The sequence below is a fragment of the Fibrobacter sp. UBA3718 genome (genome assembly GCF_002371935.1).
GTDB lineage: Bacteria > Fibrobacterota > Fibrobacteria > Fibrobacterales > Fibrobacteraceae > Fibrobacter.
Map to the genome: position 1 here is coordinate 254,836 of NZ_DFHR01000022.1, position 21,350 is coordinate 276,185.

The window sequence follows — 21,350 nt, forward strand, 5'->3', positions numbered from 1 at the left end:
ATCTTTTTGCTAGTTATGCCCTATTTCGACTACACGGCAAATACCCCGGCATGCGAAGAAGTCTTGCAACGATTCTACGAAGTTGAACGCAGGTTTATAGGCAACGTCAATTCGAATCACGAAGCAGGGCGTGCGGCAAAAGCTTTCCTCGCCCAAGTGACCGATTCCATCGCGAAACTTTTGGGCGTAAACCCCGACGAAATCATTTACACCTCGGGCGCAAGCGAAAGCAACAACACCGCCATCCGTGGCATCGTCCAGGCCAAGCGCCATGTGGGCAAGCACATCATCACGAACCCGCTGGAACATTCTTCGGTAAGCGCCACGCTCACGGCTCTGCAAGAAGCAGGCTACGAAATCGAGATGGTAAAAATCGGCACCGACGGGAAAATCGACCTGGAAGACTTGCGAAGCCTGCTCCGCAAAGATACGGTGCTTGTGACGGTAAACGCGGTCGATAGCGAACTCGGGACGGTACAACCGCTGGAAGCCATCAGCAAGATTGTCCGCGAGTTCCCGAGCTGCAGCCTTCACGTGGACGCGACGCAGGCCATCGGCAAAACGCCTATAAACCTGAATTTGGCAGACACGGCAAGCATCGGCGCGCACAAGTTCTACGGGCTTTCGGGCAGCGGGCTTTTGTACAAGAAAAGCGGGATCGCCATGGAACCGCTCATTTACGGCGGAGCAAGCACCACCATTTACCGTAGCGGCACCCCGACACTCGCGTTGGACGCATCCCTCGAAACGGCACTGTCGCTTGCCGTGGAGCATTTCGATGAACGATTTGCCCGCGTCAAGGAACTGCGAAAGATTTTGCAAGAAAAACTCTGCGGCTATCCGAAAGTCCGCATCAATTCGCCCGCAGACGCTGTTCCGCACATTTTGAACCTGAGTGTCGCGGGAGTCCGCGGAAACATTTTCCAGAAAGCTCTTTCGGACAAAGGAATTTACGTGTCGGTCAAGTCCGCCTGCAGCGTAGATGCGCTCCCCTCCCGCGCCGTTTTTGCCGTCTGCCGCGACCGCAAAAATGCTTTGAACTCCTGGCGCATAAGCCTTTCGCACCTCACCACCGAAAAAGAAATCGACGAATTCATGGCCGCATTCGACAGCTGCTACAGGGAACTTTGCAAATAAACGCAAAAAAGGTAATGAAAATGGCAAGAGAACTTTCATTTGTCCAAAGTGTAGAACGGAGCATTTCGAAAACATACCGCGAAAGGCTCTGGACGCCATTCATTACCGCCATCAAGAACTACAAGCTCATCGAAGAAGGCGACAAAATCGCCGTCTGCATCTCTGGCGGCAAGGATTCCATGCTCATGGCGAAGCTCATCCAGATGCTTCACCGCCACAGCGACGTGAAATTCGACGTGGAATACCTGGTGATGGACCCCGGTTACAACGAAATCAACCGCCAGAAAATCGAAAGCAACGCAAAGCTCCTGGAAATCCCCATCACTGTTTTCGAGACGAACATTTTCGACGTAGCAAACAACACCGAACGTTCCCCCTGCTACGTTTGCGCCAAGATGCGCCGCGGCCACCTCTACCACAAGGCAAAGGACCTGGGCTGCAACAAGATTGCGCTGGGTCACCACCTTTCCGATGTCATCGAGACCACCGTCATGGCGATGTTCTACGGCTCGCAACTGCAGGGCATGATGCCCAAACTCCACAGCCTGAATTTCGGCGGCATGGAACTCATCCGCCCCATGTATTGCATCAACGAACAGGACATTATCAACTGGAAAAATTACAACGGGCTGCAGTTTATCCAGTGCGCCTGCCGCTTTACCGAAAACTGCACCGTCTGCGACAACGGCGGTGGTGGAAGCAAGCGTCAAGAAATCAAGGCGCTCATCAAACGCCTCAAGCGCGAAAATCCGAATATTGAAAAGAGCATCTTCAACAGCCTGCACTCCGTCTGCATCGAGACATTCCCCGGATTCAAGGCCAGCGGTGAACTGCATTCTTTCCTAGAAGATTACGAAAATCGCGAACCGCAGAAAGGCTAGAACATAGCGACAAGCTACTTGTTCTTCACCGAAGACGAATCATCAAACATCGATGGTTGCGGAAACTCCCCGTAAAATGAAATCGGGAACGAGAATGTCGCCCCGTTTTTCGTTTTCGGGAATTTCCAATGGCTGACAGATTCCTTGACATCTTCATTAATAGCACTAAAGGGGCTATTTTCGGCAATTGTAGTCGATTTAATTTGAACATTTTCAACTTCGCCGCTTGAAGCAATTTTCAAAGTCAAGACTATTCTTCCTTCAAATTCACTTGCTAAATCTGATCGACGCCTTACATTCTTATCGAAGATAAAGCGTAAACCATGAACTCGTTGGCGATAAACCTTTAAAAAAGTCTGAACATCAATATCACGACCTTCAACGACAACGTTTTTTGCAGACAAAGGCTTAATACGGCATCTAGGGATCACCTTGCCATCATCCCCTTTGTGAACAACATCCGGAAGGACACCATAAAGAGCCACAGTTTGATTTTGCATAAATCCACCCAAGTCGGGTTTTAGTGTTTTTACAGGAATACTATCACGATAAATTTTAGAGACTTCAACCTTTTTCAACTTTATCGGATTAACAATCGACTTTGTATCTGATTTAGGATCCTCCGCCTTTTTATCAGAATCGTTACAAGCCGACCACAACGCTGCAGCGGTCATCAAAGCGATTTTGCCAAGAAATTTGCTAAAATTTTTCACCATACACTATATATAACAAAATTATCTACTTCAGTCGCGATTTCAGCGCTTCAATTTCGCTCTTTTCCATCCCGAGCGCAAGCAAATACTTTTCTGTAGCGGACGCTAAATCTGCATTTTCGAAATCAGAGATGTCAACACCAGCCGTTTTGAACGAATTCTGCATAAGTCTGACAATAATCGCCTGAAGCAGCTCAACCTGCTTTGTTGTTAAATCAACATGTTTACCATCGACCACGTTATAAAAATTCTTGTGAGTCGTGGCGTAATCCGCCTTGATTTCACCAGCGGTTGCCCCCATCAGCGCTTCGAGCACAGCAATCGTAAACCCAGTTCGATCCATACCATACGTGCAATGCACTAGATACGAGCCGTATTTTTTGAGTCCGTCCGTTTGGAGTAGAAAAAACGGCGCTAAGGCTCTATTTTTCCCTCAAAATTTGAGGGTTTTATGCAAGTTTCTCGTGTCAACAAGTTTTTTGCCCGATTAGGGCGTTTTCAGGTCAAGTTTCGCTGGCTGATATTGCTGGCGACGGTTATTGTGACGGTTTTAGCGTGTCTCGGCTTGCCCCGGCTGCAAATGACGAGCAGCGAAGAGGAATGGTTTGACGACTGGGACAAGGTGAAGATTGACCAGGCGCACTTCAACGAAAAATTCGGCAGCGATGACGGTTACATGGTGATGGTCCGCGCTGACGACGTTTTTGCGCCGGAGGTATTGCAAGCAATCGACAGGCTTTCCCGCAGGCTCGAAAATGAGGTGCCTTATGCCGACCGCGTGGTTTCTCTGACGCACAATTTGTCGATTCCGGTCGCAAACGACGAGGGTTTCGAAGTCATCGATCCCTTCGAGGGCGGCGTTCCCACTGACCCGCAGGAACTGGAATCGAAAAAGCAGTTGATTCTTTCCCGCGAATCGCTCGTGAACAACATCGTCTCGGACGATTCGAAGGAAACATGGGTTATTCTCTCGCTGAAATCTTACGAGGGCGGCGTTGATTTCGGCAAAGACAGCATCGCGCCTTTCGCCCGCGAAGTCATTTATTCCGACGAATTCAAGAGCGATAAGTTTGAAATGCTCCCGACAGGCATGAGCTACACCGAGATGGAAGAAAACGAAGTCATTTCGAAGGAATGCGCCATGCGCATCGGTTTCGGATTTCTCGTGATGGTCATTTGCCTTGTTTTGTTTGTACGTTCGTTGCGCGGCGTGGTGGTGCCCGCGATTGCAACAGTCAGCGGCATAGCTTCGGTGCTCGGCATCAACGCTTGGCTTGGCATTATCGGCGACGAGAGCATGGTCGCGCTCCCGGTGCTTTTGGGCATGGCACTTTCGGTGGGCTATTCCATCCACTACATCAATTCATTCCGCATGCATTTTAGGTGCACGGGCAACCGCCGCGAATCTGTGATTTGCGCCGTCGAAGAGACGGGCTGGCCCATTCTCTTTACCGTCATCACCACGGTTGCATCGCTGATTTCGTTCTTATTTGCAGGCATTCGCCCCATCCGCTGGATTGGCGGGATTTCGGCGGGCATCGTCACGATGGTTTATTTGTATGTCATCATCCTGATTCCGATTCTCATGAGTTTCGGGAAAAATGCGAAGCCGGAACCCGAGATGATCAAGAGCGCGGGGGCCACCAAGGCGGACATCCTCTTTGAATTTTTCGGGCGCAAGGTGTGCAGGCACAGCATTGTTATCGCGGTGATTTCGGCGGCGGTAATGTTGCTGCAGATTCCGGGAATGATGCGCATCGACGTGAACATGGACTACACCGAAACCATGGGTGAAAAGATTCCCTTCGTGGTGCGGCTCAAGGACATGCTCAGCGGAAAGCTCGGAAGCCTTTACGACTTTAACGTGATGGTGGAATTCGATGACGCGGACGCGCTCAAAGACCCCGCCAACATGAAACGCATCGAGCAACTGGAACAGAAACTCGGAACGCTCCAGCTCACCAAAATTTCGGGCGACAAGCCGCGCGTACAATCGGTGACGCGTCTCGTGAAAGAGATGAACCGCACGCTGAACGCCGACAGTATCGAGTATTACAAGATTCCCGACGCACAGGACATGCTCACGCAATTGCTTTTCCTGTACGAGATTTCGGACCCGGAAGCGCTTTTCGAATATATGGACGAAGATTACAAGACCTCGTTCATCCACATAGAGCTTTCGGGCTACGACGCCAACAAAATCGTCGAGGACCTGGATTCGGCCAAAAGCTACGGCGCACAGATTTTCCCCGACGCAAAAGTTTCTGTCGTGGGCGAAGTCGTGAACTACGCCGAAATGAACGGCAAGCTAGTTGGCGGGCTATTGCGCTCGTTCGGCGGATCGTTCGTGATTATCGCCATCATGATGATTCTCGCATTCGGGAGCATCAAGGCGGGCCTTATCGGGATGATTCCAAACGTCGCGCCGGTACTCCTGATCGGCGGCATCATGGGCTATTCGGGCATGCCGCTCGACATGATCACGATGATTGTGATGCCTATGATTTTGGGCATCGCCGTCGACGACACCATCCACATGAACAACCACATCAAATACGGCTTTGAACGCACGGGCAGCTACAGGCACGCGCTACTGCTTTCTTACCGCGAAATCGGAAAGACCATGGGCATGACCACCTTCATCCTTTGCGCGATGTTCTTCGTATTCATCTTCAGCCCCATGGGCGCGCTCCACAACGTGGGCCTGCTCTCCATCGTGGGCCTAGGTGCCGCACTCCTTGCCGACTACACGCTCACCACGGCACTTGTTTACCTGTGCAAGCCATATGGGATATCTTCAAATTAATTCTACATTCAAATCATGGACAAGAATGTCATTGCAATTGGTTACGCGATAGCGGCGGCCGCATTTTATGCACTGAATGTTCCCTGCTCCAAAATGCTGCTGGCCCACATTTCGCCTGTATTCATGGCAGGGCTGCTCTATATTGGTGCGGGGATCGGCATTGGCAACCTCTACCTGTTCCATGTCAGGCGCGAGCCCCAATCAGAACGGCTCTGCAAAAAAGATTTCCCCTACACGCTGGGCATGGTCCTGCTCGACATCGCCGCACCCATATTGCTCATGTTCGGCGTCAAGTACGGAACGTCCAGCAACGCATCGCTGCTCGGGAACTTCGAAATCGTCGCGACAACGCTGATTGCGCTGTTCATCTTTAGAGAAAAGGTGTCTAAGCGTTTGTGGATTGCCATTTTATTTATAACGATATCCAGTTTCATTCTCTCGTTTGAAAATGTCGACGGATTTAATTTCTCGATCGGTTCCATTTTCGTTCTCGGCGCGACCATCTGCTGGGGGCTAGAAAACAACTGCACCCGCAAAATTTCGGACAAAAGTACATACCAGATTGTAACCATAAAAGGCTTCTGTTCTGGAATCGGCTCCATCGTCGTTTCGCTTACCACAGGCGAAATGCATTTTGCCGTAAAATACATCCCGCTCGCCCTGCTGCTCGGCTTTGTGGCTTATGGCCTGAGCATTTTCACCTACATCCGCGCGCAAAAATACCTGGGAGCCGCAAAGACCAGCGCCTTTTACGCATTCGCGCCCTTTATCGGCGTTCTTTTTTCTGTTGTGCTCCTGAACGAAAAAATCACGCTGCAATACATTGTCGCGTTCCTGGTCATGATCGCCGGAACCATTTTTGTTGTCTGCGATACGCTTGTCCGCTCACATTCGCACATGCATCAGCATATTTTCACGCACACGCATGGCGGCATAACCCATACGCACGTTGTTGCGCATTCCCATTTGCACAACCATGTCTTCTCCGATGCAAAGCACGGTCACAGCCACGACATCAAGGACCTAGAGAAAATCTCGACACACTGATACGCATTATGCTATCTTTCAAAGCATGAACGAGCCCATATTACAAATTGCGCAAGGTCTTGCCATCCCGTTTTTAGGGACGGTTCTCGGCGCCGCATGTGTTTTCTTTATGAAGAAGCAGATGGGGCAAAATCTCAAACGAGGCCTTTTGTCGTTTGCGGCGGGCGTCATGGTGGCAGCTTCTGTATGGAGTCTGCTTTTGCCTGCAATCAGCGCAAGCGAATCGATGGGCAAACTCGCTTTCATCCCAGCGACGGTCGGATTCTGGGCCGGCATCCTGTTCCTGTACATTTTAGACAAAATAACGCCGCACTTGCATTTGGGTAGCGCCACGCCAGAAGGCCCCAAGGCAAAACTCAAGCGCACGACCATGCTCACGCTGGCGGTGACATTGCATAACTTGCCCGAGGGCATGGCCGTCGGCATCGTTTTCGCGGGCTGGCTTTCGGGGAATGTGGCCATCACGCTTTCGGGTGCGTTTGCGCTTGCCATAGGCATCGCCATCCAGAATTTCCCTGAAGGGGCGGTGGTTTCGCTCCCGCTCCGTGCCGAAGGGGCTTCCCGCAAAAAAGCTTTTGCACTTGGCGCACTTTCCGGAGCCGTAGAACCCGTAGGGGCCTTAATCACGCTGCTTGCGGCTGAGGCGCTCTCGCCGTTCATGCCTTACCTGCTCTCGCTTGCGGCGGGCGCCATGATTTATGTCGTAATCGAAGAAATGCTCCCCGAAGTCAGCGAAGGAGAGCATTTTGATGCCGGCACCATCCTTTTTGCTGTGGGCTTCACGCTCATGATGGTGCTCGACAGCGCGCTATAATTTTTCCGTTAGAAAATCAGCAATCCGATGTGGTAGCCAATAAAGGCAAGCCCCAAAGAAAGCGCCAAATAATACCCCATGATGGTGGCTAGCCACTTGAGCGAGCCTGCCTCGCGATAGGTGGTGCCCATCGCCAGCACGCAGGGAACGTTGAACATTGAGGCAAACAGGAACGCGAGCGCTTCGGGCTTGGTGATGGTACTTGCAAGAGCCTCGCCCAGGTTTTCGCTTGCCGCCACGCGAGTCACAAGAGAGAACGCCTCGCCGGTGTGGTTGAAGAGCGTGCTCATAATGCCAAGCGAAGCTTCCTTACTGAACATACCGCCCAGATAAGAGACAAACAGTTCCCAGCGCATGCCAAAGAACATTGTCACGGGCTCAATCGCATTGCCAATCTTGTACAGGAGCGTATTTTCCACGTTGCCGTCGCCCGCGTAAGAAAGCGCCCAGAAAAGGGCCGCCACCATCAGGATCATCTTCAAGGCCTTCTTGAAAATGCCCCAGGTGCTGCGCCCCACCATCGCAGCAATCATCTTCCAGTGCGGCTTGTGATACGGCGGGAGTTCCATAATCATGCCCACGCGTTCATTCTGCGGGACAAGTTTTTTGCCGAACAGGCGCGAAGACAGGTAGAAGCTTGCAAAAATCAGCGCCACGTAGCCGATACCGAACAGCGGTGCGGCCGACCCGAAGAATGTAGACGCCAGGAACAGCACCACCGCCACCTTGCTCCCGCACGGAATCGCCCACAACAGAACGAGTGCAAGCAGGCGTTGCCCGCGGGTATCGAGCACGCGCGTGCCGCAAACCGCACCCGCCGTGCAGCCAATTCCGGAGAACAGCGGCATAATCGCCTTGCCCTGCAAACCGAGGCGAGAAAGCCAGTTGTCAAACGCATACGAGAAACGCGCCATATAGCCGATTTCTTCAAGAATGCGGAACACGAAAATGATAGCGAAAATGAAACTTGTCATACAAATTGTAATACAAGTTCCACCAACAAGCACCAAGTTGATGAACGAAATCACCACAGGCCAGACGCCAAGCGCATTGCCAGCGCGTTCTACAAGCGACTGCAATACAGGCTGTATTCCAAAACCGATTCCCATGCCCGGGAAAGCGAGAATCATGCACGCAATCAGCGAGACGACCATGATACCAAACGCAAAGAACTTGCCCTTGATATGGTGCGTCGCGATACGGTCCCACTTGCTAAAGACCTTTTCGATGGACTTGGGCGTCGCCGATTCATGCACAATCTTTGAAACCCAGCGGTACTTGGCCTCGCCGGTGAGAATTCCGCCGTCGCGCCCTTCGTCGCTATCGAGGATTGCATCAATCGCATTCTTCCTTGCGAACGGAAGCGATTCATTCACGATACCGCAAATGAGCTTGTCTTTTTCGAGAAGCTTTTCCGCAATCCAGATTCTTTCGCAAACGCCATATTCAAAATCGCCGAGGGCTGCTTCGATGCGGCTAATGATATCATCCGTTTTTTCGCCAAGCTCTCCCCCGCTAACGAGTTCCTCGCGCAGGCTCCCGCTATCCAGGCAAACAGGCGTCTTGATGGCCGAAACCATCTTCTTGAAAAATTCAGGATAACGTTCCGTTTCGGCCGCACTGAAGCCAAGCACCGGAACGCCGAGGCGCTTTTCAATCGCAGCCACGTCAATCTTCTTGCCCGCCGCTTCAGCCACATCCATCATGTTGAGCACCAGCATCACGGGCAAGCGAATGCCCACAAAATCTGCCAGCATGTAAAGGCTGCGTTCCAGCTGCGATGCATCTACCAGGATGCACACGAGGTCCGCCTTGCCGCTCTGAATGTAGTCGCGAGTCACGACCTCTTCTTCGGAGTTCGCCGAAAGCCCGTAACTGCCCGGAAGGTCGATTACTTTATATATCGTACCATCAAAAACAAATTCACCCTCGGCCTGCTCCACCGTTTTGCCGGGCCAGTTGCCCACGCGCTGGTGAAGTCCCGTAAGGTTGTTAAAAAGCGTTGATTTACCGGAATTGGGTTGCCCGAGCAAGGCAATAGTCTTGATTTCGCTCATCTTTACGATTCTACCTTGACAAAAATCTGTGAACTTTCCTTGTGGTTGACAGCGATAACCGTATCGCGGCAAAAAACGAGCACCGGCGAGCGCCCGTCGTTCTTGAGGAGCGTAAAGGCGGAACCCGGCGTAAGCCCGATGGAAACAATTCTTGAAATAAAGCGGGAATCGCCCTCGATCTGGGCGATTGTCCCGCAACGATTCTCACCCATTTCGGCGAGACTCAAACGGTCAACAAATTCAGCGTTTTTCATGCGCCAAAAGTAGCCGAAACCCGCATAAAAAACCGCTCCAAATAGACTTGCGACAATCCGGAAAGATTTGTAATCCATTCGGTTTTGCACAAAACCATTTGGAGTAGAAATTTTAGGCTCATCTCTCTACTTTTTGCTCCGCAAAAAAAGAGGATACAATGAGCCTTCCAAAAATTAACATTGAAAGAATCAACGAGCGGTTCGGCCGTTTTGGCGAATTCTTGCTCAACCACCGAGCCATTATGCTGGTGGCGTTTGTCGTTTTGCTTGCGGTTTCGATCGTGGGCATGAAAAAAATCTACGTCGAGGCGTCTTGGGACAGCTACTTTATCGAGGGCGACCCGATGCTTGTCGAAACGGACAAGTTCAAGGAAACTTTCGGTAACGACTATTTCGTGGGCGTGCTGGTCGAGAGCGACCATTCCATCTTGACGCCGGACAACCTGAAACTTTTACGCGAGCTTTCGAACGAACTGCGCGATAGCCTCTCGTATTCCGACGGCAAGGCGACTTCGATTGTCGATTTGGAATACATGCTCGGCACCGAAGAGGGCATGGAAATCACGCAGATTGTGCCCGAAGAAATCCCGACAGACGAAGCGGGACTTGCCGAAATTGAAAAGCGTCTGGCTGACAAGCCGGAACTGGCGAAGAAGTTGATTTCAAGTGACCGCAAGCAGGCCTTCATCAACATCAAGCTGCGGCCCTTCCCCGAAGATTCAGTGTGGAAGGCCGAAGGCGAAGCGAAGGGCGTAAAGGCAGAAGCGCCTGACATGCAGACAGGCCGTGAAACAACTGAAATCATCGCGAAGGAAAAGTATGCGCCGCTGCACCCGCGTGCCACAGGCATGCCCTACCTGAGTTTCCAAAAGCTGAAATACATCGGCGAAGAAATGGGCCGCATTTTCATCATGACGATTCTCTGCGCCATCATCGTGATGTTCCTCGTGACGCGTTCGCTCCGCGGAATTGTCTCTCCGCTGATTACGACTTTTGCGGGCGTCATCATGACATTTGGCCTGGTGGGTTATCTCGGACTTTACATGGATGCGACCAACATCATGGTGCCCGTGATTTTGGCCTTCGCCGTTTCAATTGCATACAACATTCACATCAACTCGTTCTTCCGCAAGAACATGATGCTTACGGGCAAGCGCAAGGAATCGGTACTTTACGCCATGCGTGAAACAGGCTGGTCGGTGCTGTTCTCGGGCCTTACCACGATTGTCGCGTTGCTCAGTTTCCTTTCGGTGATGCTCAAGCCGATTCGCTCCGTGGGCATTCTCTCGTCGATTGCGGTCGGATTCATTTTGCTTGTAGCGTTGACCATTTCGCCGATTCTCCTGAGTTTCGGCAAAGACAAGAAGCCGAACGCCAAGGTGCTAGAACGCGGCGACACGCGCATGGGAATCATTCTCGATTCTATCGGCAAGTTCGTTCTCGGGCACGGCAAGCCGATTGCGATTGTATTCGCCGTCGTGACAGCAATTTCTGCTTTCGGACTCACCAAGATAGAACCCGCCTTTGACGTGGAACGCACCATGGGCCGCAAGGTCGAATACGTGAACAAGATGCTCTATGTGGCAGAATCCGAAATCGGAAGCTTCTATTCGTACGACTTGGTGATTGATTTTGGTACAAACGACAAGGCCAAGGAAGTCGAAAACCTGAAAAAGTTGGAACAGCTGCAGGAACACGCCGGCAACTACCCGCTCACCAAGCGTTCCACCTCCATTCTTGACATCGTCAAGGATTTGGATCGTACGCTGAACGAAAACCGTCAAGAAAAATACGCCATTCCCGAAACGGAAGAAGAAGTCGCTCAGTTGCTTTTGCTCTACGAAAACGCGGGCGGCAGCGAGGCAACTTACTGGATGGATTACGATTACAGGAAACTCCGCCTGATGATTGAAATTTCGAGCTACAACTCCAACGAACTCCAGAAGGAAATCGAGGACTTGCAGAATTTCGCACGCAAGCTTTATCCGGACGCAAAGGTGACTGCCGTAGGAAACTTGCCGCAGTTCACCGCCATGCAGCAGTACCTGGAAGTAGGCCAAATGACTTCGTTCCTGATTTCTGTGGTGATTGTGGCAGTCCTTTTGATGATCGTTTTCGGCAGCATCCGTACAGGCCTTATCGGCATGATTCCGAACATTGCGCCGGGCATTTTCGTGGGCGGCTACCTCGGGCTCACGGACATTCCGCTTGACATGATGACGGCGACACTCATCCCGATGATTATTGGCCTTTCCGTCGACGACACGATTCACTTTATCAACCACGGGCATGTGGAATTCGACCGCACCCGCGATTACCGCGAGTCCATTCTCAACGTATTCCGCACGGCGGGCCCGGCTCTCGTGATGACGACGATTATCATGGTGGCGACCTTCGCGGGCTTTACTACCTCGGCCGCAACGCAGATGTTCAACTTCGGTTTCGTGGTGTTCGTGGGACTTGTTTCGGCACTGCTCGCCGACCTGTTCGTGACACCGCTTTTAATCAAGAAATTCAAGATTTTTGGAAAATAGGAGAAAAATATGAATATGAAATTCGCAAAAAAAGCCGCGACAATTATTGTCGCCTTGAGCGCCATGGTGAGCGCAGAAACTTTGACCGGCCGCGACATTGTACAAAAAGTGCATGACCGCCCCGATGGCGACACACGCAGTTCCGAACTCTCGATGACACTCATCAACAAAAGCGGAGCCAAGCGCGAACGCAAGATTACCTCGTTCGCAATGGACGTGGGCAAGGACACCAAGCAGATTATGTTCTTCCGCTACCCCAACGACGTGAAGGGCACGGGATTCCTGACGGTCGATTACGACGACATCAACAAAGATGACGACAAGTGGCTTTACCTGCCCGCCATGAAAAAGACGCGCCGTATTAGCGGAAAGAGCTCCAAGACGGATTACTTCATGGGTTCCGACTTCACTTACGACGATGTGGGCCAGCGCAACATCGACGAAGACACCCACAAGCTCCTCCGCGAAGAAAAGGTGGACGGAATCGATTGCTGGGTAGTTGAATCCGTGCCGAAAAAGGGCGACGAAATTTTCTCGAAGAAAATCTCCTGGATTCGCAAGGACTGCCTGATTGCCGCCAAGGTGGAATACTACGACAAGCTCGGAAAACTGCACCGCTCGCTGAAAGTCGAAAATGTGGTTCAGGTAGACGGATTCTGGTCTATCGCCAAGATGAGCATGGAAAACGTTCAGACCAACCACAAGACGCTCCTTGAATTCGGCGACATCAAGTTCAACATCCCGCTGGATGCGAAGACATTCACCGTGCCGAGATTGGAAAGAGGATTGTAACAATGTCTAAAATCTGGTGGTTAGCGATTGGGGTGGCGGCGGCGGCCGCTGTCGCCCAAGAAAGCCCGTTTCAATTCAACGGCTTCGTGGACACGTATCACGCCGTCCAGACGCAGCATCCGCACGATTTTACCACGTCGCGGACGCGCCTGCGCGCAGAACTTCGCGTAGATTACGAGAACGCCTATTTGTTCACCAGCCTGAATGGCGTACAAAACAGCATTCTCGAAGACCGCACCGGAGTGCAGTTGCAAGAGGCGTATTTCAACTACCAGAATGACTTTCTTGAAATACGCGCGGGCCGCCAGATTGTGGTGTGGGGCGTTGCCGACGGGCTTCGCGTTACCGACTTGATTTCGCCTGTAGACTACACCGAATTCATGTCGAGTGATTACGATGACATGCGTATGGCTGTTGACGGTTTCCGCATCAAGTACCCCGGCGAGCGCGTGAATGCCGAAATCGTTTACGTGCCCGTACCGCGATACTTCCAGATGCCCATGCAAGAAGATAACCCCTGGCGTCCTGAATTGCCCGAAAAAGCGAGCATCGATTTCCCGGATGGTCCCGATGCCAAATTCAAGAACGGCGACTTCGGAACGCGCGTCTCGTTTTTCCTCTCGAATCTAGACTTCTCTATCTCGGCACTCCATACGCATAACCAGTCGCCCGTTACGGTCGCAGGCTACGATCCCATCAAGGATTCTATTGTCATCCACGGCATTCATGAGACCATGACCATGATCGGAGGCGACCTCTCGATGCCTGTCGGCGAATTCGTACTTCGCGCTGAAATTGCGGAATATTTCGGCGAAGCGCTCGGCTATGCAAACAACCTCGATTACGCCCGCAAGAACACGTTCAATGCGCTCGGTGGAATCGACTGGTACGCCGGCGACAACTGGACTTTCATGGTGCAGTATTTACACAAGTACATCGCTGATTATTCGGACAAATTAGCCGCCGAAAAGAATTCCTCAGAAATGACTTTCCGCATTTCGAAGGAGCTCCTGAACAACACGCTCAAGCTTTCGCTCTACGGCATGTTCGACATTGACAACCTCGCTTATTACGCACGCGTTTCGGGCGATTACTCCGTCACCGACCAGGTAATGATTTCGCTTGGTTACGACCACTTTGGCGGCAAGCGCGGACAACTCGCAGGCTACGACAAGAACCGCGAAATCTGGGCGAAAGCGAAGTACTACTTCTAATAAAATCTAATGAACTTTGAAATTGAACCGACATCGCGCACGCGCAATCCCTATTCTGCATTCACGATGCGGCACGTGTTTTGCGTCGGCATTATCGTCGCAGTCTTGCTGCACGCAGGCTTTTACGCCTGGGGATTCCTGAAGCGGACGCAGGTGGTTACCACCCGCGAAGATGCCGAGGTGATTCATGTGGAGCGCTTGCTCTTGCAACCGCCTCCGCCTCCACCCGAAGTCAAGAAAATCGTGAAGAAAGTGGTCCGTGCAAAGATTACCCCGAACATCGTGCAAGATACGGTGCCGGAACCTGAACCCGAACCAGAGCCGGAACCCATTGTGGTTACGGATGCCGAACCCGTTGTCGAAGCACCTCCCGAACCTGTGGCACCGCCCCCACCGCCACCTCCACCGCCGAAACCCTCGAAGGATTCGCTGATGAAGGTAACGAAGGCCTACCTTATCGGGCTTTCCAAGGCGTTCGAAAAGCAGAAGGACTACCCCGCTACAGCCCGCCGCCTAAAGCAAGAAGGCACCGTGCGCGTACAGTTCACGGTTGCAAAAGACGGAAGCATCAGCGGAGCGGTTGTGGCAAAGCCCTGTCCGTATTCTTCACTGAACGAAAGCGCGCTTGCCGCCGTGCAAGCCGTGCCAAAGTTCGACCCGATTCCAGCGGTGCTCGGCAAGGACACCTGGAAAATGGAGATTCCAATCAAGTATAACCTGCATTAGTAGAAAGGAGATGCCCGCCTTCGCGGGCATGACAAAGCAAAGACTTTAAAAATAGGAAAGATAACTATGAACTACATCTTAGACTTTATTCAACAGGGCGGCGTTATCGCCTACGTGCTCGTGGCGATGAATTTCGTCGGTTATTCCATCATCGTATGGAAAATCATTTCGCTGATTCTCTTCAACAGGAGCATCCGCAAGCGCCTCCCGGCGAAAATCCTGCATCGCGTGGTGACGCACAATACCGATCACCACATCATTATCGAAAGCATCCGCACCGAAATTGCGCTCGCCTTCTCGCCGTTACAGAAGGGTATGACTACGATTGAAAACATCGCGAGCATCTCTCCGCTGCTCGGCCTTTTGGGAACTGTATTCGGCATCTTCAACGCCTTCAGCGTCATCGCTGTTTCGGGCCTTTCTGACGCAGGCGCATTTGCTACAGGCATCAAGCTCGCCCTCATTACAACGGTGATTGGCCTCGTGGTCGCCATTCCGCACGTTATCGCGTTCAACTATCTGAACGCCCGCATGGAATCGGAACAGGACAATGTGGAAAACGATGTACTTTTGCAGCTGGGTCGCATTCTCAAGGAGAAGGACCACAGGCGCGCCGCCGATTCCGCAAACGAGGATGCATAAATGGCCAAGCGCACACGCCGAATCCGCCCCGACATGACGCCGCTCATTGACTGCGTTTTTTTGCTACTGGTGTTCTTTCTGGTGACATCGGTGTTCAAACAAGACGAATCGGTGCTCAAGCTGATTCTGCCCGAAACACAGACCGAAACCAAGCGCGACACGCCCGAAGGCCTGTACATCGAGCTTTCGGAGACGGAACTCGCCTTTAACGGCCAGCGCGGCACGCCCGACGAACTCCGCGAAAAGGCAGCAACGGTGCAGAACAAGAAATCCCCTGTCGCCATCAAGATCGACAAGGGAACCACTTACGAACGCATCGCCGTCATCCTCGACATTTTACAGGTGCAAAAACTGTACAATATCCAGCTGATTAACGAGATGGAAAAAGAATAGCCTACTTACACGCGCCCACTTGCCAACTTCATTGAAACTATATATATTTATGCATGTATTAACATATTTGCATAAACCTCGGGTGCCGGTCCGACCCGCCCCACGGAGAGACGATGAAGATTATAGACATTCTGAAGCAAGACAAGATGAGCCTTTCGTTTGAAGTGTTCCCGCCCAAGAAAGAGACGAGCTTCGAAAACGTGAAGGCGGCCACCGAATCCATCGCGGCACTCGGCCCCGCATTCATGAGCGTCACCTACGGCGCTGGCGGCGGCGTAAGCCACTACACGCTCGATATCGCGAAGAACCTCAAGGAAAAATTCAATATCCCGATGCTCGCCCACCTCACATGCGTCTCGAGCAGCAAGGAAACGGTCCACCAGCGCATCGAGGACATGAAGGCAGCGGGCATCAAGAATGTGATGGCGCTCCGCGGCGACCTCACTCCCGAACTCATCGAAAAGGGCCGCGACAACTGCGACTACCACTACGCCGTCGAACTCATCCGCGAACTTAAGGCTGCCGACGCCGACTTCTGCATCGGTGCCGCCTGCTACCCCGAAAAGCACCCCGAAAGCGCAAACCAGGCCGAAGACATCAAGCACCTCAAGGAGAAGGTCGATGCGGGCGCGGATTTTCTCACCACGCAGATGGTTTTCGACAACAACCTGTTCTTCAGCTTCCTCTACAAGCTGCGCGATGCGGGCGTGAACTGCCCCGTGCTCCCCGGCATCATGCCCATCACGAACGCAAACCAGGTGGAACGCGCCATCAAGCTTTCCGGCTCCTTCATGCCGCAGCGCTTCAAGTCGCTGGTCGACAAGTTCGGGAGCGACCCCGAGGCCATGAAGCAGGCGGGCATCATCTACGCGAGCGACCAGATTATCGACCTGTATGCCAATGGGATTACAAACGTGCACGTTTACTCGATGAACAAGCCCGACGTGGCCGAAGGCATCTTGAAGAACGTTTCCGCTATTCTCGGGAAGAATTTTGCCTAAAAAATTGTCCTCTTTTCCTGCCTTTATGCTATATTAAGGAAGGAAATACCCTCCAAAGGACAATCAGATGACCGACGAACAATTCAGCCTTTTCCTGGATGCGATAAACGCCCAGACAGACGCCATCAAGGCCCAGACCCAGGCTTTAGCACAACTCAAGAGCGTCCTTGTTCTGAACACGGCTCTCAGTCTCAGCAAGACCCGTTCTACCGAAAACACTCCCCTCCAGGAAGAAGGCGGACTTGCCGGTGCTATCGAGGATATCGGCAAATTCCTCGAAGAATCCAAGGTTCCCGAAAACTGGAAGGACAACATCACGAACGAGATTTACGTGAAGACGTTCTCCGGCAAACCGCTAAAAATGGAAGAAATCTGACAATCATTCCATTTTGGACGATAACGCAACAAACACTCCGGTTCATTTTATATATATTGTGCTAGAGCCCACCGGGCTAACAAGCTTTTTATCACAAGGAACAAACATGCTCTCTTACGCAGACGCCTACAAGATTGCCGCCGAAGTCCACAAAGGCCAGAAGGACAAGGCCGGCGGCCCCTACATTGACTTTCTCCAGAACGTTGCGGATTACCTCAAGAACAAGGGCGAATCCGAAGACGTGCAGGTTCTTGCGATTCTGCAGGACCTGATTACGGGCGCCACCAAGAAGACCCCCGAAGAAGTCATCGCGATGGGCGTTCCGGCAGACATGGTCGAACTTATCCAGAAGATGACCTACCACAAGAACCAGGGCTGGATTGACGAGTACAGCTGCAGGCTCATGGAAAAGGGCGTACCCGCAGAAGACGCGACTTACGACGCCCGCGAGAAGGACTTTGTGCGCTTCGTGGAAACCCTCAAGGACAATCCCGTCGCAGCAAAAGCCAAGAGCGCCATCTTGAACGTGCTCATGGAAGACAAGTACATCCACAGGCAGGAACGACGCGAACTCAAGACGAAGTTCCGCCTCAAGAAGTACAAGGCCGCCATCGAAGCCCTCGGCGTGTAGGCCACAAAAGACACCTTTTCGCCCCGCACTGCGGGGCATTTTTTGTAAGGGAAAAAGCAAGGAATGATTCGAATAAAAGAACAGATTGTAAGCGGGCTCGTCGCATACCCCAAGGCGCTCCGCCTGATATGGACAAACAAGCTCACCAAGTACCTGGTACTGCCCGTTGTCCTCAACATCATCCTAGTAATCGCCTTCATTTTTTCCGGAGTCGGCATCGGGGACTGGATTAACGGCATCATCGAGCGGCACACCGAGAACATGAACGGCTGGATACAGGCCGGCATGGTCGCCATCAAGATTGTCCTCCCCATCATCTTCTTCATCGTCTTCATTTTCATCGGCGGCACCATCGTGAACGTCTTGATGTCGCCCATCTACACGATGCTTTCGGAAAAGGCCGAAACCATCCTCACCGGCAACGAGTTCCCGTTCGACGCGAAGCAGACCCTGAAGGATATCTGGAGGGCTCTGCTCATCGCCCTCCGGAACACGGCAAAGCAACTGCTGCTGACCGCACTCTGCCTCCTCCTGAACCTGATTCCCGTCGTCGGGAGCGTAATCTCGATTTGCCTGATTTTCATCATCAACGCCTACTACTTCGGGAGCGGCTTCATGGACTACACCTTCGAGCGCTGGCGGTACTCCGTCAAGGAAAGCCTCAAGGGCACGAGCGAACTGAAGTACCTGGCTATTGCGAACGGGGCCGTGTATTCGCTACCGTTATACCTGTTCTGCGGGGCATTTATCGCAGCCTTTATCGGGGGCGTTTCGGCAGTCGCCGCGACAATTTCGCAAATAGAGATAAAGGGAAAAACGAGACGATAGGTAGCACCCGTAGACCATTGCCGAGCATAGCGCATTTTGCTATTTTTACGCGCGTAATTTAAGAGTCCCCGTAAACCATGCGGGGCAAAACAAAAAGGAACACAACCATGGCAAATAAAGTCTATAACTTTAGCGCAGGACCGTCTGTCCTGCCCGAACAGGCACTCAAGGAAGCATCTGCTGCATGCATCGACTTCGAAAACAGCGGCATCAGCATTCTCTCCATGAGTCACCGTTCAAAGCCGATTGAAAACATGTTCGCCCAGACGGAACAGTACCTCCGTGAATTGATGGGCATCCCTGAAGACTACGACATCGTTTTCCTCGGTGGTGGTTGCTCCCTTCTGTTCTGCATGCTCCCGATGAACTTCTTGAACCAGGACGCTACAGCAGACTACGCTCTGACTGGCGTTTGGGCAAACAAGGCTTACAAGGAAGCCAAGCAGTTCGGTAACGCTCTCGCCGCTTGCGACACCAAGTCCGAAACCTACAGCCGCATCGACAAGAACCTGAAGCTTTCCGACAACGCGACCTACCTCCACGTGACTGCCAACAACACCATCTACGGTACCGAATGGCACAACTTCCCGAAGCCGAAGTCCGGCTTCCTCATGGCTGACGTGAGTTCCGACTTCCTCGCCCGTAAGATCAACGTGTCCGACTTCGGCGTTGTGTACGGCGGCGCCCAGAAGAACATCAGCTGTGCTGGCGTGACCGTGACGATTATCAAGAAGGGCCTCCTCGGCAAGGTGAACCGCACCATCCCGACGATGCTCAACTTCCAGACCCACATCGACGCTGCCAACATGTTCAACACGCCTCCGGTATTCGCAGTGTACGTGATGAACCGCACCCTCAAGTGGCTCAAGGAATTCGGTGGTGTCGAAGCTATCGAAAAGGTGAACCGTTCCAAGGCTGCTCTCCTTTACAGCGCCCTCGACAATTCCAAGGTGTTCGTCGGTACCGCTGCCAAGGAAGACCGTTCCATCATGAACGTTCCGTTCGTGTTCAACAAGGACGTGGTTGCCGCCGACAAGGCTGACGATCTCGCCAAGGAATTCCTCGAATTCGCAAAGGCTCGCGGTCTGCAGCAGCTCAAGGGTCACCGCTCCGTGGGTGGCTTCCGCGCATCCATCTACAACGCGATGCCGGTCGAAGGCGTGCAGGCCCTCGTTGACTGCCTCGGCGACTTCGAAAAGAAGGTTCTCGGCTAAAAAAAGATCCCCGTGCAAACGGGGATGACAAGCTGTTTTAATCGTCACCCTCGCAAAAGCGAGGGTCTTTTTTATTCTGCGTCAGACTTCTTGAATTTGTTCACGACGTCGGGAACGATGTCCATGACCTTCGACACAAGCGAGCTGTCCTTGCTGATGGGCATCACGCGCACATCGTCGCCCTTGATGACGAGGAAGGCGACCGGTTCGACCGAAGCGCCACCGCCGGAAGCGGACGTATCGCCCTTGGACTGGTGACCGCCAAAACCGAAGCCCACGGACACGCGGCTCACGGGCACAACGGTAGATTCACCGGCCTGGATGGGGTTACCGATAACCGTTTCTGCCTTAGTGATGAAACGGAGCTTTTCCAAAAGAGTTTCTGCAAGTTTTTCAATAGCCATATTTTTAATATAGATTAAAGATTAGAACCTGGCTTCATAAATGCGGTCGCTCGCCGTGAAAAAGCGACGTTCCAGGTCAAACCAGCCAAGGTAGCCCCACACGACAACGATTCGCCCACCAGGTAGACGCGATGCGATGCCGTTCACTCCTTCGCCGGCGTTGAAGTAAGTATTTTCCACATCGCGGACAACGCCCTTGGGTTCAACCTTTTTCAGTTGCGCAGCCCACCGGTCATAGGTATCGGAATCCACCTGTTCCCAGCTTCGCGCAACGTTCCACTGCAAATTCGCATCGCGATAACTCTGCACCAGAACCGGGAAATACGACTTGACGCCCAAGAAATTCTGCGTCTGGATCGAAGTCCGTCCCGCCTCGCGATGTTCGAAGGGCAGGCTCAGGAATTCCTGCGGGAACCCGCCGCGATAGCCGGGGAAATTGCGGACATACTGTTCGAGGTCGCTCCTTTCGTACCGGCGGAAGCTATCGTGACGGAATATGAAAATGCGAGCGTCGGAGCGAATACTTTGTTCCAAGAACGAGCCGCGGAGGATTGGAACAATCCCCTGGAAACGACCGCTGTTGGTGTAATAATCCATCGCATAGACATCGCTCTTGAATTCAAGAATAGACACATCGAGCGTATCGCCCGGCATTACCGGATAGCTAAAGTCCACCCGCTTCACAAGCGAAGGGATGTTCTCACCCACCGGATTTTCGTTCACGTTCACATGCGACGGACGAATGTTCTTATAAAGAATCGAGGCATGGTCCAGCGGCGGGACTTCCTTTTCCTTGCATGCGCAAACAGCCATCGCCACGAAGGCGAAAGCGGCAAGCAGGCAAAGGCGAGAGACCCGGCAATTCATGACGTTAAATTTAGAATTG

21 protein-coding genes and 1 pseudogene are annotated in these 21,350 nt (G+C 52.4%); 16 read left to right on the forward strand and 6 right to left on the reverse strand.

All coding sequences use genetic code 11. The features are described 5' to 3' along the window. Nucleotides 1-15 precede the first annotated feature (15 nt). Nucleotides 16-1,137 (forward strand): cysteine desulfurase family protein, encoded by a 1,122-nt coding sequence (locus B4A77_RS09335; RefSeq protein WP_290740163.1) that lies wholly within the window; start codon nucleotides 16-18, stop codon nucleotides 1,135-1,137. 20 nt (nucleotides 1,138-1,157) lie between these two features. Further along, the gene (locus B4A77_RS09340; protein WP_290740165.1) at nucleotides 1,158-2,018 is read left to right on the forward strand and encodes a tRNA 2-thiocytidine biosynthesis TtcA family protein; all 861 of its coding nucleotides are present in this window, start codon (nucleotides 1,158-1,160) and stop codon (nucleotides 2,016-2,018) included. 14 nt (nucleotides 2,019-2,032) lie between these two features. Here B4A77_RS09340 and B4A77_RS09345 read toward each other — a convergent pair whose 3' ends face one another. Then, the gene (locus B4A77_RS09345) at nucleotides 2,033-2,734 is read right to left on the reverse strand and encodes an AgmX/PglI C-terminal domain-containing protein (protein WP_290740167.1); all 702 of its coding nucleotides are present in this window, start codon (nucleotides 2,732-2,734) and stop codon (nucleotides 2,033-2,035) included. A gap of 22 nt (nucleotides 2,735-2,756) precedes the next feature. Beyond that, nucleotides 2,757-3,098: pseudogene (locus B4A77_RS09350) on the reverse strand (tyrosine-protein phosphatase); the annotation flags it as partial. An 84-nt stretch (nucleotides 3,099-3,182) separates the two neighbouring features. Here B4A77_RS09350 and B4A77_RS09355 point away from each other — a divergent pair. Genes B4A77_RS09355 through B4A77_RS09365 form a run of 3 tightly spaced genes read left to right on the forward strand, consistent with a single transcriptional unit; the run spans nucleotide 3,183 to nucleotide 7,398 of the window. Continuing rightward, a complete protein-coding gene (locus B4A77_RS09355; RefSeq protein WP_290740170.1) occupies nucleotides 3,183-5,537 on the forward strand; it encodes an efflux RND transporter permease subunit in 2,355 nt (784 codons plus the stop codon). Between the two features lie 15 nt (nucleotides 5,538-5,552). Then, complete coding sequence (locus B4A77_RS09360) at nucleotides 5,553-6,584, forward strand: DMT family transporter (protein ID WP_290740173.1); 1,032 nt, start codon at nucleotides 5,553-5,555, stop codon at nucleotides 6,582-6,584. Nucleotides 6,585-6,609: 25 nt separating this feature from the next. Beyond that, nucleotides 6,610-7,398, forward strand: a complete 789-nt coding sequence (locus B4A77_RS09365) for a ZIP family metal transporter (RefSeq protein ID WP_163453088.1) — start codon at nucleotides 6,610-6,612, stop codon at nucleotides 7,396-7,398. Nucleotides 7,399-7,406: 8 nt separating this feature from the next. Here B4A77_RS09365 and feoB read toward each other — a convergent pair whose 3' ends face one another. Then, a complete protein-coding gene (gene feoB / locus B4A77_RS09370; RefSeq protein WP_290740180.1) occupies nucleotides 7,407-9,455 on the reverse strand; it encodes a ferrous iron transport protein B in 2,049 nt (682 codons plus the stop codon). A gap of 2 nt (nucleotides 9,456-9,457) precedes the next feature. Continuing rightward, entirely contained in the window at nucleotides 9,458-9,709 is a 252-nt protein-coding gene (locus B4A77_RS09375) for a FeoA family protein (protein ID WP_290740183.1), read from the reverse strand. Nucleotides 9,710-9,867: 158 nt separating this feature from the next. Here B4A77_RS09375 and B4A77_RS09380 point away from each other — a divergent pair, with 158 nt between their 5' ends. The 11 genes from B4A77_RS09380 (at nucleotide 9,868) to serC (ending at nucleotide 20,060) form a co-directional block, all read left to right on the forward strand. Then, the gene (locus B4A77_RS09380) at nucleotides 9,868-12,243 is read left to right on the forward strand and encodes an efflux RND transporter permease subunit (RefSeq protein ID WP_290740186.1); all 2,376 of its coding nucleotides are present in this window, start codon (nucleotides 9,868-9,870) and stop codon (nucleotides 12,241-12,243) included. Between the two features lie 9 nt (nucleotides 12,244-12,252). Next, nucleotides 12,253-13,035: an outer membrane lipoprotein-sorting protein gene (locus B4A77_RS09385; RefSeq protein WP_290740189.1), complete on the forward strand. Its 783-nt coding sequence runs from the start codon at nucleotides 12,253-12,255 to the stop codon at nucleotides 13,033-13,035. 2 nt (nucleotides 13,036-13,037) lie between these two features. After that, complete coding sequence (locus B4A77_RS09390) at nucleotides 13,038-14,249, forward strand: DUF1302 family protein (protein WP_290740192.1); 1,212 nt, start codon at nucleotides 13,038-13,040, stop codon at nucleotides 14,247-14,249. A gap of 9 nt (nucleotides 14,250-14,258) precedes the next feature. Then, complete coding sequence (locus tag B4A77_RS09395; RefSeq protein ID WP_290740194.1) at nucleotides 14,259-14,975, forward strand: energy transducer TonB family protein; 717 nt, start codon at nucleotides 14,259-14,261, stop codon at nucleotides 14,973-14,975. 66 nt (nucleotides 14,976-15,041) lie between these two features. Beyond that, on the forward strand, nucleotides 15,042-15,617 hold the full coding sequence (locus B4A77_RS09400) for a MotA/TolQ/ExbB proton channel family protein (RefSeq protein ID WP_173380943.1): 576 nt from the start codon (nucleotides 15,042-15,044) through the stop codon (nucleotides 15,615-15,617). Then, nucleotides 15,618-16,010 carry an ExbD/TolR family protein gene (locus B4A77_RS09405; RefSeq protein ID WP_290724109.1) on the forward strand — a complete coding sequence of 131 codons (393 nt, stop codon included), beginning with the start codon at nucleotides 15,618-15,620 and terminating at the stop codon, nucleotides 16,008-16,010. A gap of 113 nt (nucleotides 16,011-16,123) precedes the next feature. Further along, nucleotides 16,124-17,011, forward strand: coding sequence for a methylenetetrahydrofolate reductase [NAD(P)H] (metF, locus tag B4A77_RS09410; RefSeq protein WP_290740198.1), 888 nt, complete (start codon nucleotides 16,124-16,126; stop codon nucleotides 17,009-17,011). A 67-nt stretch (nucleotides 17,012-17,078) separates the two neighbouring features. Beyond that, the gene (locus tag B4A77_RS09415) at nucleotides 17,079-17,387 is read left to right on the forward strand and encodes a hypothetical protein (RefSeq protein WP_290740201.1); all 309 of its coding nucleotides are present in this window, start codon (nucleotides 17,079-17,081) and stop codon (nucleotides 17,385-17,387) included. A 106-nt stretch (nucleotides 17,388-17,493) separates the two neighbouring features. Then, a complete protein-coding gene (locus B4A77_RS09420; RefSeq protein ID WP_290733628.1) occupies nucleotides 17,494-18,018 on the forward strand; it encodes a hypothetical protein in 525 nt (174 codons plus the stop codon). 63 nt (nucleotides 18,019-18,081) lie between these two features. Then, entirely contained in the window at nucleotides 18,082-18,846 is a 765-nt protein-coding gene (locus B4A77_RS09425; RefSeq protein ID WP_290740204.1) for an EI24 domain-containing protein, read from the forward strand. A gap of 107 nt (nucleotides 18,847-18,953) precedes the next feature. Further along, entirely contained in the window at nucleotides 18,954-20,060 is a 1,107-nt protein-coding gene (serC, locus tag B4A77_RS09430; protein ID WP_073320460.1) for a 3-phosphoserine/phosphohydroxythreonine transaminase, read from the forward strand. Between the two features lie 71 nt (nucleotides 20,061-20,131). Here serC and B4A77_RS09435 read toward each other — a convergent pair whose 3' ends face one another. Together B4A77_RS09435 and B4A77_RS09440 are read right to left on the reverse strand one after the other, a co-directional pair. Further along, nucleotides 20,132-20,464 (reverse strand): GerW family sporulation protein, encoded by a 333-nt coding sequence (locus B4A77_RS09435; protein ID WP_290724119.1) that lies wholly within the window; start codon nucleotides 20,462-20,464, stop codon nucleotides 20,132-20,134. Nucleotides 20,465-20,485: 21 nt separating this feature from the next. Continuing rightward, complete coding sequence (locus B4A77_RS09440) at nucleotides 20,486-21,331, reverse strand: hypothetical protein (RefSeq protein ID WP_290724121.1); 846 nt, start codon at nucleotides 21,329-21,331, stop codon at nucleotides 20,486-20,488. Nucleotides 21,332-21,350 lie beyond the last annotated feature (19 nt).